This is a genomic window from Nonlabens xylanidelens, assembly GCF_002934445.1.
GTDB lineage: Bacteria > Bacteroidota > Bacteroidia > Flavobacteriales > Flavobacteriaceae > Nonlabens > Nonlabens xylanidelens.
The window spans coordinates 90,979-106,127 of sequence record NZ_PTJE01000002.1 but is presented as its reverse complement, the minus strand read 5'-3'; the positions used below and the strand labels follow the sequence as shown (position 1 = coordinate 106,127).

Annotated in this window: 16 protein-coding genes; 7 read left to right on the top strand and 9 right to left on the bottom strand. The window is 34.3% G+C overall.

Features of this window, described 5'->3' with window-relative positions; all coding sequences use genetic code 11:
• Positions 1 to 81: 81 nt before the first annotated feature.
• Positions 82 to 1,368, bottom strand: coding sequence for a beta-ketoacyl-[acyl-carrier-protein] synthase family protein (locus LY01_RS05540; RefSeq protein WP_104514837.1), 1,287 nt, complete (start codon positions 1,366 to 1,368; stop codon positions 82 to 84).
• Between the two features lie 184 nt (positions 1,369 to 1,552).
• On the opposite strand from LY01_RS05540, the gene LY01_RS05535 reads away from it, so the two are divergent.
• On the top strand, positions 1,553 to 2,818 hold the full coding sequence (locus LY01_RS05535) for a POTRA domain-containing protein (protein ID WP_104514836.1): 1,266 nt from the start codon (positions 1,553 to 1,555) through the stop codon (positions 2,816 to 2,818).
• Between the two features lie 11 nt (positions 2,819 to 2,829).
• Positions 2,830 to 3,756 (top strand): DUF547 domain-containing protein, encoded by a 927-nt coding sequence (locus LY01_RS05530; RefSeq protein ID WP_245890642.1) that lies wholly within the window; start codon positions 2,830 to 2,832, stop codon positions 3,754 to 3,756.
• 50 nt (positions 3,757 to 3,806) lie between these two features.
• Here LY01_RS05530 and LY01_RS05525 read toward each other — a convergent pair whose 3' ends face one another.
• From LY01_RS05525 to LY01_RS05490, 8 genes are read right to left on the bottom strand one after another with little or no spacing between them, the layout of a single operon-like run.
• Positions 3,807 to 4,247, bottom strand: coding sequence for a 3-hydroxyacyl-ACP dehydratase FabZ family protein (locus LY01_RS05525; protein WP_104514835.1), 441 nt, complete (start codon positions 4,245 to 4,247; stop codon positions 3,807 to 3,809).
• 35 nt (positions 4,248 to 4,282) lie between these two features.
• Complete coding sequence (locus LY01_RS05520; RefSeq protein ID WP_245890641.1) at positions 4,283 to 4,873, bottom strand: DUF6985 domain-containing protein; 591 nt, start codon at positions 4,871 to 4,873, stop codon at positions 4,283 to 4,285.
• Between the two features lie 22 nt (positions 4,874 to 4,895).
• The gene (locus LY01_RS05515; RefSeq protein ID WP_104514834.1) at positions 4,896 to 5,678 is read right to left on the bottom strand and encodes an SDR family oxidoreductase; all 783 of its coding nucleotides are present in this window, start codon (positions 5,676 to 5,678) and stop codon (positions 4,896 to 4,898) included.
• Positions 5,672 to 6,724, bottom strand: a complete 1,053-nt coding sequence (locus LY01_RS05510) for a type III polyketide synthase (RefSeq protein ID WP_104514833.1) — start codon at positions 6,722 to 6,724, stop codon at positions 5,672 to 5,674. Before LY01_RS05510 ends, LY01_RS05515 begins: the two co-directional genes overlap by 7 nt.
• Positions 6,725 to 7,444 (bottom strand): methyltransferase domain-containing protein, encoded by a 720-nt coding sequence (locus tag LY01_RS05505; protein ID WP_104514832.1) that lies wholly within the window; start codon positions 7,442 to 7,444, stop codon positions 6,725 to 6,727.
• Positions 7,428 to 8,537: an NAD(P)/FAD-dependent oxidoreductase gene (locus tag LY01_RS05500; RefSeq protein WP_104514831.1), complete on the bottom strand. Its 1,110-nt coding sequence runs from the start codon at positions 8,535 to 8,537 to the stop codon at positions 7,428 to 7,430. Before LY01_RS05500 ends, LY01_RS05505 begins: the two co-directional genes overlap by 17 nt.
• A 34-nt stretch (positions 8,538 to 8,571) precedes the next feature.
• Positions 8,572 to 8,823 carry a hypothetical protein gene (locus LY01_RS05495; protein WP_146080369.1) on the bottom strand — a complete coding sequence of 84 codons (252 nt, stop codon included), beginning with the start codon at positions 8,821 to 8,823 and terminating at the stop codon, positions 8,572 to 8,574.
• 25 nt (positions 8,824 to 8,848) lie between these two features.
• Entirely contained in the window at positions 8,849 to 10,849 is a 2,001-nt protein-coding gene (locus LY01_RS05490; RefSeq protein ID WP_104514829.1) for an alpha-ketoacid dehydrogenase subunit alpha/beta, read from the bottom strand.
• 107 nt (positions 10,850 to 10,956) lie between these two features.
• On the opposite strand from LY01_RS05490, the gene LY01_RS05485 reads away from it, so the two are divergent.
• The 5 genes from LY01_RS05485 to LY01_RS05465 all read left to right on the top strand — a co-directional run bounded on the left by LY01_RS05485 (position 10,957) and on the right by LY01_RS05465 (position 15,066).
• A complete protein-coding gene (locus LY01_RS05485; protein WP_104514828.1) occupies positions 10,957 to 11,715 on the top strand; it encodes a phosphatase PAP2 family protein in 759 nt (252 codons plus the stop codon).
• A gap of 24 nt (positions 11,716 to 11,739) precedes the next feature.
• The gene (locus tag LY01_RS05480) at positions 11,740 to 12,690 is read left to right on the top strand and encodes an isopenicillin N synthase family dioxygenase (RefSeq protein ID WP_104514827.1); all 951 of its coding nucleotides are present in this window, start codon (positions 11,740 to 11,742) and stop codon (positions 12,688 to 12,690) included.
• 160 nt (positions 12,691 to 12,850) lie between these two features.
• Positions 12,851 to 13,522, top strand: coding sequence for an RluA family pseudouridine synthase (locus tag LY01_RS05475; RefSeq protein ID WP_104514826.1), 672 nt, complete (start codon positions 12,851 to 12,853; stop codon positions 13,520 to 13,522).
• A gap of 102 nt (positions 13,523 to 13,624) precedes the next feature.
• A complete protein-coding gene (locus LY01_RS05470; protein WP_104514825.1) occupies positions 13,625 to 13,849 on the top strand; it encodes a hypothetical protein in 225 nt (74 codons plus the stop codon).
• A gap of 29 nt (positions 13,850 to 13,878) precedes the next feature.
• On the top strand, positions 13,879 to 15,066 hold the full coding sequence (locus tag LY01_RS05465) for a BaiN/RdsA family NAD(P)/FAD-dependent oxidoreductase (protein ID WP_104514824.1): 1,188 nt from the start codon (positions 13,879 to 13,881) through the stop codon (positions 15,064 to 15,066).
• The last annotated feature ends 83 nt before the right edge of the window (positions 15,067 to 15,149 follow it).

The following is a 15,149-nucleotide window of genomic DNA, read 5'->3' as shown; positions in this document are numbered from 1 at the left end:
TCTATATAGGTCAGTTTAACTATATATAATGAGATTACATAAGGAAACTGAAAACTGATATTTTTTGTGAGGATAATGTAGTTAATCCCTGTATTCTTTGAGAATAACACAAGCATTTACATCTCCGAAACCAAAACTAGCTTTGGCAACAATTTTTAAATCTCTATTTACCATTTGATTAGGTATACAATTAGAATCTACTACATCCGTTATATCGGGATGCAAAGAGGTGATATTACTGTTTCCATAAACTACGTTATTCTTTAATTGTAATACTGTACCCACCAGTTCTATACTACCAGCTGCAGCAAGACAGTGACCTACATAAGATTTAAAGGTATTAATAAGAGGAAAGTTTTCTCCTTTTCTATTTAAAGCTACAGACCAATTTTTCACTTCAAAAGCATCTTTAGAGGTTGCAGTAAGGTGCCCATTTATAGCATCAATTTCTTGCGGTTTAATTTGGGCATCTTTTAAAGCTAATTTTATACAGTCTTGAACTGCCTGTCCATTAGGCGCTGTCATAGAGCCGTCTCCACGATGTCCACCAGAATTTAAAGCACCTCCTAGAACTTCTCCGTATATTTTTGCACCACGTTTTAAAGCACTCTCTAGACTTTCTAAAATAAACGCACCTGCACCTGATCCTGGCACAAATCCAGCAGCATCGCAAGATATGGGTCTACTCGCCTTTTCTGGAGTTTCATTATACTTAGTAGGTAAAATACGCATGGCATCAAAACCACCCCAGATATAAGGTCCAGAATCACTGGTAGAACCGACTAACATTTGTGTTGCTTTACCAGCTGCTATGCGCTCATATCCCATTAAAAAAGCTTCGGTACCAGTACAACACGCACTCGAGTTGCTTGTTACTAGGTTACCGCAGCCTAATTCTCCGGCAAGCCAGGCGCTTATACCGCTAGTCATGGTCTGTATAACACTGGTACTTCCTAACCTACGCACTTTCTTTTGATCTATTAATAGTATGGCTTCTCTAAATTTCTCGCCTCCACTTTGCCCAGTACCGAATATGATTCCCATATCCTTCATGGCGACATCAAGACCAGCTATTTCTAGACCTGCATCTTTAAAAGCTTCTTTACCAGCTATCACACCATAGACTAATCCGGTTGCTTTTAAGCCTCTCAATTGTAAGTTTGTAAAGTTTTCAGCTAATAATTCTTCTGTAATTTGTGGCGTTCCTGATACTTGACACCCAAAGTTTAAATCGGCTAGTTGTGGATCAAATCGTATTCCAGAGGTTTGTTCTTGTAACGCTTTCTCGAAAGCGGGAACCCCAACAGCATTAGGTGCTACAATTCCCATTCCTGTTATTACTACTCTATTCTTATTATGTGCATTCATAATTTTACTAAATTACATAATCTATTATTTATGAATAAGCATTTTAACAATAGCAATGCAAATGGTCAATAGTTCACAATTTTATCCCGTTAGTTTTATACTTCTGTGATGATAATTATGATTCTTTTGAACTTTATAAGTACATAACAAGGTAATTTTGCTATATCAATCAACAAGTAATAATATGTTTAAAAACATTACATTTTTCCTTTTTATTTTATTCACAGGTATTTTAAGTGCCCAAGATATCATTGTAAAAAGTGTAGAGTTTACAGGTTTAAAAAGGACTAAAGAATCTTTTCTTAAAAGGTTAGTTAAAGTAAAAGCAGGTAATGTTTATGATCCTTTTCAGGTTGCTACAGATGTAGAACGACTGAATAGATTACCTGGTGTGGCAAAGGCCACATTCACGCTAGATAAAAATGATCCTGCTCAATACATTCTTACTTATGAGATAGTAGAGAATTTTACTATTATCCCTGGTGTGCGAGCATCTCAAGCAAATGATGAGAGTTTTGCTTTTAGATTATCATTATTTGAGTTCAACTTATTTGGAGAAAATCAATTGATAGGTGGTTATTATGGGCGTAATATTTTTGATTCTTACGGTGCCTTTTGGGAAGCTCCTTACTTGTTTACTAACAAACTAGGTATAGGTGTTAATTATCAAAACAACGTTTTAAGAGAACCTATATTCTTTGATAATGATAATACAGTAAACTATAGATTTGATAATCAAAGTGCTGAAGTTTATGCCTTATATGAATTAGATTTTCATAATAATTTTCAATTAGGTGTACGATATTCTGACCAAGAATATAGTTACCTAGATGGTATCATTACTAGCGAGGTACCACAAGAACTTAGTGCCAAAAAATGGAGCGTTTTAGGAGAGTACGAGAACAACCACCTTGAGATAGATTATCAATACACATCTGGTTATAGGAACTTTACAAGCCTAGAGTTAATTACTGGTGGAGAAGGTTTATTAAAAGATGAACTTATTGCGCAAACCGATTTCCAATACTTTCAAAAAGTGGGAAAGAAAGGAAACTGGGCAAATAGATTAAAGCTAGCCTACGCTTCTTTTAATGAGTCAAGGTTTGCTCCTTTTGCTCTAGATAATCAAATTAATATAAGAGGCGCAGGAAATAGCGCAGGTCGCGGTACAGCAGAAATTACTCTTAATACAGAATACCGTCACACGCTATATGAAAAAGACTGGTTTGTACTACAAAGTAACACTTTTATAGATGCTGGAACCTGGCGCAAGCCTAATGGTGGTCTTGATGACCTAGTCGATGGAAGTACGCTCAAAATTAACCCAGGTTTGGGAATACGTTTTATTCATAAACGTATCTTTAACGCTGTCATACGTTTTGATTACGGCTTTGGTGTAGGTAATAACGCTACTAACGGCTTCGTATTCGGAATAGGTCAATACTTTTAAAAATTACAATTATGAGAAATTTACTTGCATTACTTACCGTTGTTTTATTTATAACATCGTGTAATTCACAAAAAAAAATAGCTGAAGAACATCCTAAGTCTAAGGAGGTGTCAGTACCGATGTCTAATGAGGTTGCTGTATCACAACCTGCTTTGATGGAAGCTGTTAAAAAAACGCCATCCATTCATCTTGAAGTTCCTAAAATAACTGAGAATAGTCTGCAAGAGCCTAAGGAAGAGAAGTCTATGGAAGAAACAGTAATTCAAGCACCTGTTCCAGCTATAGAAACTAGTACAACTATAGATCATAGTAGCTTTGATCAACTACTTAAAAAATATGTTACCGACGATGGTCACGTAGATTATGCAGGTTTAAAAAAAGAACGTAAAAAATTAAGCTCTTACATAGTTCTTATTAAAAACAACGCGCCAGAAGATTCATGGACTAAAAATGATCTACTAGCTTATTATATGAATGCTTATAATGCAATGACTATAGATTTAATCTTAAGAAATTACCCTACAGAAAGTATCAAGGATATTAAAAACCCATGGGAACAACGTTTCTGGCAAATAGGTGATAAATGGATCAATCTAGAAGAGATAGAACATCAAATATTAAGAAAAATGGATGATCCTCGTATTCATTTCGGTATTAATTGTGCATCGTTCTCTTGTCCACCTCTAATGAATGAGGCTTTTGTTGCAGATAAAGTAGATAGTCAGCTCCATCAACTAGCTGTTCAATTTGTTAATGATTCTAAACGTAATTCTATTACAGCAGATCGTGTTGAGATATCAAATATCTTTAAATGGTTTAAAAAAGATTTTACACAAGAGGGTGATATCGTTGACTTTCTTAATAAGTACAGCAAAGTAAAAATTAATGCAGACGCTCGTGTGCGTTACATGGATTATAACTGGAATTTGAATAAGTAAGCTTGGATATGAGCTATGAAATAGATGGTAAGAACATTAATTAAAGATGTTTATTCTGTCAATATCATACCACTCATCCATCCTTCGGCGATTTTATTTTCATTTTCGTCCATCATTTGAACGACTACTTTCAGTTTTCCAAATCGAAAGTAGTCTTTTTTTGCACTTACAATAACCGTAGTTTCTGGTAAAACAGTGTTTAAAAAGTTAATGTGATTTTCTGTAAACACAAACTGTGGTTTACTATCCTTATCACGCATCAAGTAACTACCTAAACATGCTAGTCCTATTTGAGCCATACATTCTATAAGTATGACACCTGGCGTTACTGGTTGGTCTTTAAAATGATGCTTGTAGAAATATTCGCTTTCGCGAAAGCGGTAAATACCAATCACACTATCCTCATCTAATTCAAGTAATTGATCTACAAATTTGAACCCATCACCATAGGGTAAATTGGCTACTATTTTTTCTAAAGGGTTGAGAAGCATTTTTATTAATTAAAATTACAAGTGATTTAAATAATTTATGTCCAAAATTTTTTCCACCAGGTATTTGGTTTCGAAACACCCTTTGTTTTAGAATTTGGGCCTATTAATTCGTTTTCATTAATATTGTAGGCTTCTGATTCAGTTAAGTGACCGTCTTGACTACTCACTCTAGTTAGTTTTATACCTTTAAAGAATACTAGTTGAAGTCCATGTTCATGTTCCCACTCACATTCACAGATAGCGTTAATATAAATATCTGCTTCACTTCTAGAGACATAAATATTCTCTGGATAAACGAAATTCCATATCTCCTCTTTATATTGAATATCCCAAAGCATTTTATCTGCTTCATCATATTCGACTGCTTTTAAAAAATCCATACAATTTTTGAATATCGCGTCGCTAATAGTTAAACGATTTGTAACTCGTTTTTCTAAAAAACTACGAAGCGCAATATCTGCGTCTTGTATGAAAGTAAGATCTTGACTAGGATTTAGATCAGTGAATGTAATTTTTAGTTTCTTATTGTCAAAAAATGGAATCTCAATTAATTCACTTTCCCACCAATCATCAAACTCATCATTCTGTCTTAAAACACCTATTATTTCACTTTTGATCGTTGTCATTCAATATAGATTTTAATTAAAATCACTGTAAACTCTCACCGCCATCCACTTTTACAATTGTACCAGTTATCCAGCTCGCCTCTTCTCTACTCATCAAATACACCACATTTGCAACACGCTCTGGAGTAGTTAATTCTTGATGCGGATTCCTTTTTAAGCTAGCTGCTTTCAATTCTTCGTACATAGGAATCATGCTCAAACTCAACGTGTCGGTAACACCAGCTTGTATGCAATTAGAAGAGATTTTAAATGGAGCTAATTCTATAGCTATACTCCTATTTATAGCTTCTAGGGTTGCCTTTGCTGCACTAACAGCTGCATATGATCTCATTGGCCTTGTGCTACCTTCACTAGTAAAACTTAAAATTTTTGCAGGTTGTGCAAATAATTGCGCATCAAATAAAGCTTTGGTCCAGCTGTAGAGACTTATTCCCATAGAATGGATGGTTTGCTGAAAGTCACTAGTAGTTAACGTTTGCTCACCAGTAAGAGGTTTTAAATTGCCTTTAGAGATACTGTGTAACAAGACACTAATTTTTTGTCCTTTGAGAAATTCAATAATTTTTGCTGTATTCTCTTCTAATTTATCTTCTCTTGTGGCATCACTATTTACTGTAAGTAACTCGATACCGTAAGATCTTAATGTTTCAAATTTGGCTTCAATAGCTACTGCCTGCATTCTAGAAGCACGATAAAATATGATGAGATTCATTCCATGTTGGGCAAGTTTTAAAGCGCTGGCATATCCTAAACCACTACTGCCGCCTAAAACTAAACCATATCTATTTTCAAAGTCTTTTACCATTCTAAAAGTATTCTTTGTGCCGTAAACCCAGGTCCGAAGCTTAACATTAATCCCTTAGAGTCTTTCTTTATGTTACGACTCATAAAGCGTTCTAAAACAAATAGTACCGTTGCACTACTCATGTTTCCATAAAGACGTAAAACCTCTTTTGTGTCGTCGATATTCTTTCCTAAATCAGAGAACAATCCTTCAACAGTTTGTACTATCTTTTTACCTCCAGGGTGAAAAATTAAATGATCTATATCTTTTATTTCTAATCCGTTTTTCTCTAAAAACGGATGTATGATTTTTGGGAAATGGTTAGCAATAGTATCCGGTACAGATTTATCGAGCACCATTTGTAAACCACTATTCACTAGGTCAAAACCCATCATATGTGTAGCATCTGGAAAATGGTACATTTCATGTCCTTTTATCACTGGTCCACTATCCTCATCACAAGAAGATAGTAAAACACAGGCACATCCATCGCCAAATATAGCCGCACTAACCATGTTTGCCATAGAAAAATCTCCTAATTGAAACGTAGCCGTAGGTGCTTCTACTGCTATTACTGCAGCTTTTTTACCAGAATTTGCTCTTAAAAAATTCTCTGCATAGATTAAACCAGATATTCCTGCAACACAGCCCATTTCTGTTACTGGTAAACGCACAATATCTTGTCGCATTCCCATAGAGTTGATTAAATAAGCATCTATAGACGGTATCATTATACCTGTACAACTTACAGTTATGATATAATCCAGCTCTTGAGCTTTCCACGATGCTTTTTCTAGTGCTTTTTCTACCGCTTTTTGCGCTAGTGGTACCACTTCTCTTTTATAAATATCATTACGATCTTGAAAAGAAGTACTTGTAAATACCTCTATAGGATCCATGATAGAATAACGTTTATCAACACCAGCACCTTCAAAAATCTTAATAGTTTTACGTCTTAAACGCTCCTCCTGACCAGAAAGCCATTCTTCTACAAATGGTAAAATATCCTTAGTTTCTTTATAATACTGCGGTGTTACCGTTGCTACACTTTTTATTTTTACACTCATCTACACTAGAATAATCCATATATATCGGAACGACCACTTCCATGTCAATCGGTCATTTTTAACGCCTATAGCTTTAGCATATTTTTTAAAGTCTCTAACCTTAAAACCAGATGCGATACTTATTAGGCCATCATGTTTTGAAATCTCATGCCTTATAAAAATAGGGCTTAAATATTTAAAAAATAGAAATGCAAGTTTATGTCTATGCAAGTCGTTGATTATGATTGATTTACTTGTAATTTCTTTAAATTTAGTCAAGAAGGTAACAATCTCATTATCATCAAAATGATGCATCGTTAAGGAGCTTATTAAAATATCACATTTTAAATCAGATGGGTTTATTTTAAGAATATCGCTTTCGCGAAAGCGTAATCTTGATAAACCTTCACTCTTTAATCTAGCTTTTTCAATAGAACGAGCTGCAAAATCGAGACCTAGAAAAGAGATGTTTTCTTGTTTCAAATTCTTTTCTAAAAATCGCAACATCTCACCGTCACCACAGCCTGCGTCTACAATGGTTAGTGCTTTGTTAGGGTATTTTTGTAGTTCTTTTTTAATTGCTTTTAAAGTAAAATTAAAGCCATTGAGTAATCGATTTACTGTATTAATATCATCTACCGCATGTTGTAATGTGACCTGATCTAGATTAGGGTCATCCATCCATTCTGGATCTGTATTGCGATGGTTAGGTCTGTATTTTATATTAGATAGGTTTCCCATGTGTTTTTTTAATAATTATAGGCAGTAAAAAAGGCAGTTTACTTAGAAACCAGAGTCCTAGGGATGTATACGTTTTATTTAAAAGAATACCTTGCAATAGTCGTCCTATCCATAATCGCTTACTGAATGTTTTATTCCATTCTTGTGAATAATCTGATAATGATTGGTCTCTCGATATCTGATTACGAAGAAATGGTTCTAGACTTTTAAATGCTATTTGTGCACTATGTATGGCCATAGCCATTCCATTACCACAAAGCGGATGTATTAAACCAGCAGTATCTCCTAACATAAGTATGTGACGCTCAACGGCTAGTTTTTTTTCAAAAGATATTTGGGATATAGTTATAGGCTGTTCCCAAACAGGAGTCGCATTGTCTAAAAATGAGGCCAAATGTTTATTCTTTGATAACACTGCAGTATTAAAATCTGCTACATTTTTATGTTCTTTAAAAGACTTATAACTTGCTAAATAGCAAAGATTTACATGACCGTTTTCAACCTTTGAAATACCTGCATAGCCACCTTTAAAGTTGTGTAGTTCTACGAGATTATCTGGCATATCATATTGATAGTGCATTTTTACAGCTAACCATGGCGATTTATATTTCATAAAATCGCGTTCTAGCTTTTTATCTAGTATAGAGCGTTTACCAGTAGCCATAATAAACTGTTTACAAGTAAATTGATCTCTAGAAGTGGTTACGGTAAATGTATCCTTATTAATATTACTATCAAGCACTTTATCTTCAATAAAGGTAGCTTTAAGACACGCTTTTTTAAAAAGTAAATGATCTAAGTGATACCTAGAAATGCCTTTGCCACCTTGCGGTAAATTGCATTTAATTTGTTTAGAATCTGTGGTAGTAAAGTTTAATTGTTCTAGGTTAATAGATGTTTCTTGATCCAGGTCTATATCTAGAGTACGTAAAAAATCCATGACCTCATTACTCAAATATTCACCACACATCTTGTGTCTAGGGTAACTATCTGGATCAATACATAGAACTTTATAGTTTTTGGAAAACAAAATTGCCGCTGTCAGACCTGAAAGTCCACCACCGGCAATTATAATATCGTATTCTTTATCCACTATCCAAAGATAACGGCTAGAAGTAAATCAAATGTTAATTTGAATCATTATCTCTGTATCTTCTTTTCTGTACAAACTTTAAGATTAAATAAATAACCAGTAAAGAAGAGAATAAAGAAAATAAAGTAACCGCTGTCGGCATTAAACTACCACCTTCTGGGTTAGGTCCAAAAAACACTAAAAAGGCAAATATGATCGTAAGTGCCCATAGTACATAGCGGAAGTTGTCCGCCTCATCCATAAATTTCATAATATGTTGTTGATTAGGTTCGTAAGGGGCATTCAAAAATATAATTTTTATTAGCCTAAAGTTAATAATTTAACAGTTTTTTTAATTTTTCTTTCAATTTATTTTTAGGTAGGTAATTATCTTCAAGTCCTTTTTCAAATGGTATCGGTGTATCTATACTACCTAATCTCATGACTGGAGCGTCTAAAAACTCAAAACATTCTTCACTAATAAATGCAGCAATGTCACTCGCTACGCTACCTGTCAGGTTATCTTCGGTAAGAACGAGAACTTTACCTGTTTTCTTTACAGAGGTTATAATACTTTCATTATCAATAGGTAGTAATGTTCTAAGATCAATAAGATCTATATCTAATTTTTCTTCATCGATTAACTGCTTTGCCCAATGTACTCCTGCACCAAATGTTATGATAGTTGCTTGTTCTCCACTTCGTATAGTTAACGCTTTTCCTAACTCTATATTATAATATCCATTTGGGACGTCATCATATACCGATCTGTAAAGTGCTTTATGTTCAAAGAATAAAACCGGATTAGGATCTTCTATAGACGCTATTAATAATCCCTTTGCATCTGCAGGAGAAGATGGATATACTATTTTAAGACCTGGTACAGTGTAAAACCATGCTTCATTAGATTGAGAGTGAAAAGGTCCTGCTCCTACACCTGCTCCACATGGCATTCTTACTACTACATCTGCCTGCTGATTCCAGCGGTAATATGATTTTGCTAAGTAGTTAACAATAGGATTAAATCCACTACTTACAAAATCGGCAAACTGCATTTCTACCACAGCCTTCATTCCTGCTATACTTAGTCCCATACCAGCCTCAACAATGGCACTTTCACATATAGGTGTATTTCTCACTCGCTCACGACCATATTTTGCTACAAAACCATCAGTTATTTTAAAGACACCTCCATATTCTGCAACATCTTGTCCCATGATGACTAAGTTATCATACTTTGCCATTGAAGCATCAAGTCCATCTTTTATAGCGTCTACTAATCGTAAATTTTGAGTAGAATTATCAGGTGCTACAGATTCAAAATGGTGGGATTTAAAAACGTCTGACAGTTCTTGTTCCGGTGTTGTTTTAGGTAACGCTTTCGCGGAAGCGGTATCTAAACCATCATTAATTTCTTTTTTAATTTCTTCACTCCATTCTAACACATTATCGCTAGTGATGATGTTGTTTTCTAACAAATACTGCTCAAAACGTGTTAATGGATCACGTTGTTCCCAATATTTTAATAATTCATCTGGTACATATTTAGTACCACTAGCCTCTTCATGTCCACGTCTTCTAAAAGTTTTAAATTCTATCAATACAGGATGCGGATTCTCACGAATATCCTTAAGAATAGCAGCTATTTTTGTGTAGACCTCTATAATATTATTACCGTCTATAATATGAGATTCCATTCCATAGCCCAATGCACGGTCTGCTAGGTTTTCACAATTGTACTGTTCTGTAGTAGGTGTACTAAGACCATAGCCATTATTTTCTATACAGAAAAGAACTGGTAAATTCCATACACTGGCCACATTAAGTGCTTCGTGAAAATCACCTTCACTCGTACCGCCTTCTCCAGTAAAAACGGCTGTTGCTCTACCAGTATTATTTAGTTTTTGAGCTAGTGCAATACCGTCTGCAACACCTAGTTGTGGTCCTAGATGTGAAATCATACCGACTATGTTATAGTCTTGTGTGCCAAAATGAAAACTACGGTCACGACCTTTTGTAAAACCGTCTGCTTTACCTTGCCATTGCGCAAAGAGTTTCCATAACGGAATCTCTCTTGTGGTAAAAACCCCAAGATTTCTATGCATAGGTAAAATATATTCTTCTTTATGCATAGCAGCTGTTACGCCTATAGAAATAGCTTCCTGACCTATGCCCGAAAACCATTTTGAAATGCGACCTTGACGTAATAGAATCAACATCTTCTCCTCTATTAATCGAGGAAGTAACATTTTCTTATATAATCCTATAAGTACCTCTTTATCTAGGGTATTCTTATAAAGCTGATCTAAATTTGTGTGATTTGTGTCTATCATTATTGTGGACTGTAAATCAAATGTAAGATAATCTATCGTCTTACTTTAACGTTATAGTTAGTTACAAGCTTTCATTTACTAACTTTGTATTAACAATTGTTGTTTTAATGAAGCTACCTTTTTTATTCTTAGTTCTATTTTGTGCTATAATGTGTTATGGACAACAACAACCTGCTGACTCTATTTATATAAATAAAGATGTGAAATTTAAGTACCAATCTCTATTTATACCTGCAGGACTTATTACTTATGGTGTAATAGGCATTAAAAACGATCCTATTAAAAAGTGGGATCAAGATTTAAGAACAACTCTTCAACCAGATGGTACCAAGATAGACATAGATGATTACACTCTTTTTGTACCTATTGCAGCAGTTTATGGTCTCGATCTAGCTGGTATTAAAGGACGTAACAACATGTTAAATAAAACGGTTATTCTAGGTACGTCTACTCTATTTTTATATTCGTCTGTAAATCTTATTAAGAATAATACTAATATAAGACGACCTAGCGGTAAGTCACAAAGTAGTTTTCCATCTGGGCATACTGCTATATCATTCATGGCTGCAGAGTTTTTACACCAAGAATATGGACATGTATCACCCTGGTACAGTATTGCCGGTTATACTATAGCTGCAAGTACTGGTTTTTTGAGAATTTATAATGATAAACACTGGCTGAGCGACGTGGCAGCAGGAGCTGGAATAGGAATTTTATCAACAAAAATAGCTTACTGGCTGCATCCTTTGATAAAGAGTGTTATCTTTAAAAATAAAAGTAAATTGAATGAATCTCAAGTGCAATTAAATATTGCACCTTTGTACACTCGTAATGAGTTATTACTGGCTACATCATTGAGATTTTAGAAAATAATAAATATAATTAGTACCATGATTAATATCCCTAGCGTAGATCTAGCAGATTTTCTAAGTGAAGATCCTAAGAGAAAAGAAAAATTTATTAAAGAAATAGGTAATGCCTATGAAGAAATAGGTTTTGTCGCACTTAAGAACCATTTTTTATCTGACGAGCTTGTTGAACAACTTTATAAAGAGGTAGAGAAATTTTTTCAACTACCTAAACCTACTAAATTAGGTTATGAGCGTGAAGAATTAGGTGGACAGCGTGGTTATGTATCTTTCGGTAAGGAACATGCCAAAGGCAAAAAAGAAGGAGATTTAAAAGAATTCTGGCATTTTGGACAAGAGGTTGCTCCAGATGTAGATATAGAAGATAATTATCCTGATAACGTGATCGTAGAAGAACTTCCTGACTTTAATAAAACAGGAATGGATGCTTATAGAATGCTAGAAAAAACTGGTATTTATGTTTTAAGAGCACTTTCTTTACACATAGGTCTGGATGAAAAATACTTTGACCACTGGGCAAGTAATGGAAATTCTATTCTTAGACCTATTCATTATCCACCTATTACCAGCGAGCCAGAAAATGCGGTAAGAGCTGGTGCACATGGAGATATCAATCTTATTACTTTATTAATGGGTGCTAGTGCACCAGGTTTACAAGTACAGAGTCGTGATGGTGAGTGGATCGATGCTATTGCAAAGGAAGACGAGCTAGTTATTAATGTAGGTGACATGTTGCAACGTCATACTAATAACAAATTGCGTTCTACTATTCACCGTGTGGTAAATCCGCCTCGTGATTTATGGCACACTAGCCGTTACTCTATTCCGTTTTTCTTACATCCACGTAGTGATATGAAACTGGACTGTCTAGAAGAGTGTGTGAGTGAGGATAATCCTAAACAATATGATGACATTACTGCAGGAGATTTCTTGCACCAGCGTCTTGTAGAGATAGGTTTGATTAAGAAATAAATTCTTTTAATTTTATAATAGAAGTCCATTAAACGTAAATTTTAATGGACTTTTTTATGTGATGATCTCGCTTTTGCGAAAGCGGAATTATAAATAGAACTGATATCCATAACCAAAGTAGCATTATCACTACACTAAACGTTGAAAATAAAATGACCGCATGGCTCTTTTAGAAATCGTACATGAAAACAACGACTTTATAGTTGTAAATAAGGCTGCAGGGCTGATAACCGAAAAAAGTCCTTTTGAATCTCTTACTGTAGAAAATCAAGTACATGATTATATAGTTAAGAAAAAGAAGAAACCTTATGTGGGTGTCGTTCACAGATTAGACCGCGTGACTAGTGGTGTACTTGTTTTTGCTAAGAAAAAGAGTGTGCTAGTTGCTTTTAATGAGCTTTTTAGTAGTCGTAGAGTTCAAAAAACATACCTAGCTATAGTCAGTAATAAACCACCTAAAACCAAACAAAACTTACAACACTTTTTAGTAAAGAATCGGCTAGAAAAAAGAGCAGATATAGTGTCTACTAAAACTAAAAACGCTCAAGACGCAACACTATCATATCAAATTCTAGGACAGAATAAATATGGTTACCTATTAGAGGTAAAGCCTAGAACAGGTAGATTCCATCAAATACGAGCACAGTTATCACATATAGGTTGCCCTATTATAGGAGATGAAAAATATGGATCTGATCAAAAATATGAGGACCTATCAGTGTGTTTACACGCCTGGAAATTAACCTATCAAGATTTAAATACAAAAGAGAATAAAACGGTAGAAGCCTCCATGCCTAAAAATGCTTTTTGGGATTTTAAAACTATAAAATAAACTTTAAGCATCTTTTTTAAATTGTGGAATACAGCTATTTTCATATACAGTGTAGTATAGAGCTATATGAACTCTAGTATATTGCAATACTAAATACTAATTATGAAATTGAACTTACTCTCTTGCGACGATCAACGACCTAATAAAAGAGATATAGCTAGGTGTATAGTAGAAATTTCTTCAGGTATAAGTGAATCTCTTGCAAATGAGCTTACTGATATATTGTTAGAAGGTGATGCCGTAGATATTGAGGTTAGTGATAAGAATTCAGGATCGGCATTGCGAGCGTTGCGCAAACTAAGTATTGATTATGAAATCATAGAATAATACAAGATTCTTATAATTACTTTTGTTTCATGAAAAAATCAGTTGCTATTATAGGTGGTGGTCCATCAGCATTTTTGCTGGCTGCTTTTCTAGATAAGGAAAAGTTTTCTACTACTATCTATGAGAAAAACAAAACGTCTGGCCGCAAATTTTTAGTTGCCGGAAAAGGTGGTTTTAACTTAACGCATTCAGAATCTATAGAAAAATTAATCAATAGATACACACCTAATAATTTTCTATCTACTGCCTTACTTCATTTTACAAATCAAGATTTTAGAAACTGGTTAGAACAAATAGGTATTGCTACTTATGTAGGCAGTAGTAAAAGAGTCTACCCTGAAGATGGAATAAAGCCTATTCAAGTTCTGAATTCTATATTAAATCATCTTAAAAAGAAAGGTGTCTTGTTTAAATATGAGCATATTTTCAGTGGTTGGGACGCTAATAATAATCCTATCATCAACGACACTGAGGTAGAAACAGATTATACCATTTTTGCTCTAGGCGGTGCCAGCTGGAGTGTAACTGGCTCTACTGGTGACTGGCTATCTACATTTCAAGGTCAATCGATAGACATTCAACCTTTTCAGGCGTCTAATTGTGGTTTTAACATTAATTGGAATTCTAAATTTATAGAATTAAATGAAGGTACACCTTTAAAAAATATAGCTATTTGCTGTAACGATGTAGTCCAGAAAGGAGAAGCTGTTATTACTAAATTTGGTCTAGAAGGTAACGCCATTTATGGTCTTAGCCCTCAAATAAGACAGCAATTGATAACTCATTCTACAGCTACTATATTTATAGATTTTAAACCATCCTTATCCTTAGAAAAAGTAATTTCAAAAATTAAATTGTCTAATTATAGAACAACAAAGGACATATTAAAGAAAGAGCTCAAATTAAGTGCTCCACAAATAGACTTATTAAAATTCTATCTATCAAAAGAATCGTACCTTGATAAGGAAATTCTAGCTAGTCATATAAAACAATTTCCTTTAGAGATAATCAATACCGCATCTATAGAAGAATCTATATCTACCGTAGGTGGTGTCGATAGAGAGGCCCTAACAGAAAATTATGAACTTAAAATCCTACCTAATCAATATTGTATAGGTGAGATGATAGATTGGGACGCCCCTACTGGTGGCTATCTACTGCAGGCATGTTCTAGTACAGGTGTTTTTCTAGCAAGACATCTTAATCAAATCAATTAGAAGCAATAACTAGGTAATTAATCATAGTTTCCTTTATTTTTAAATCTTAAAATACAATAACTTTATTTCCAACTAACCTAAAC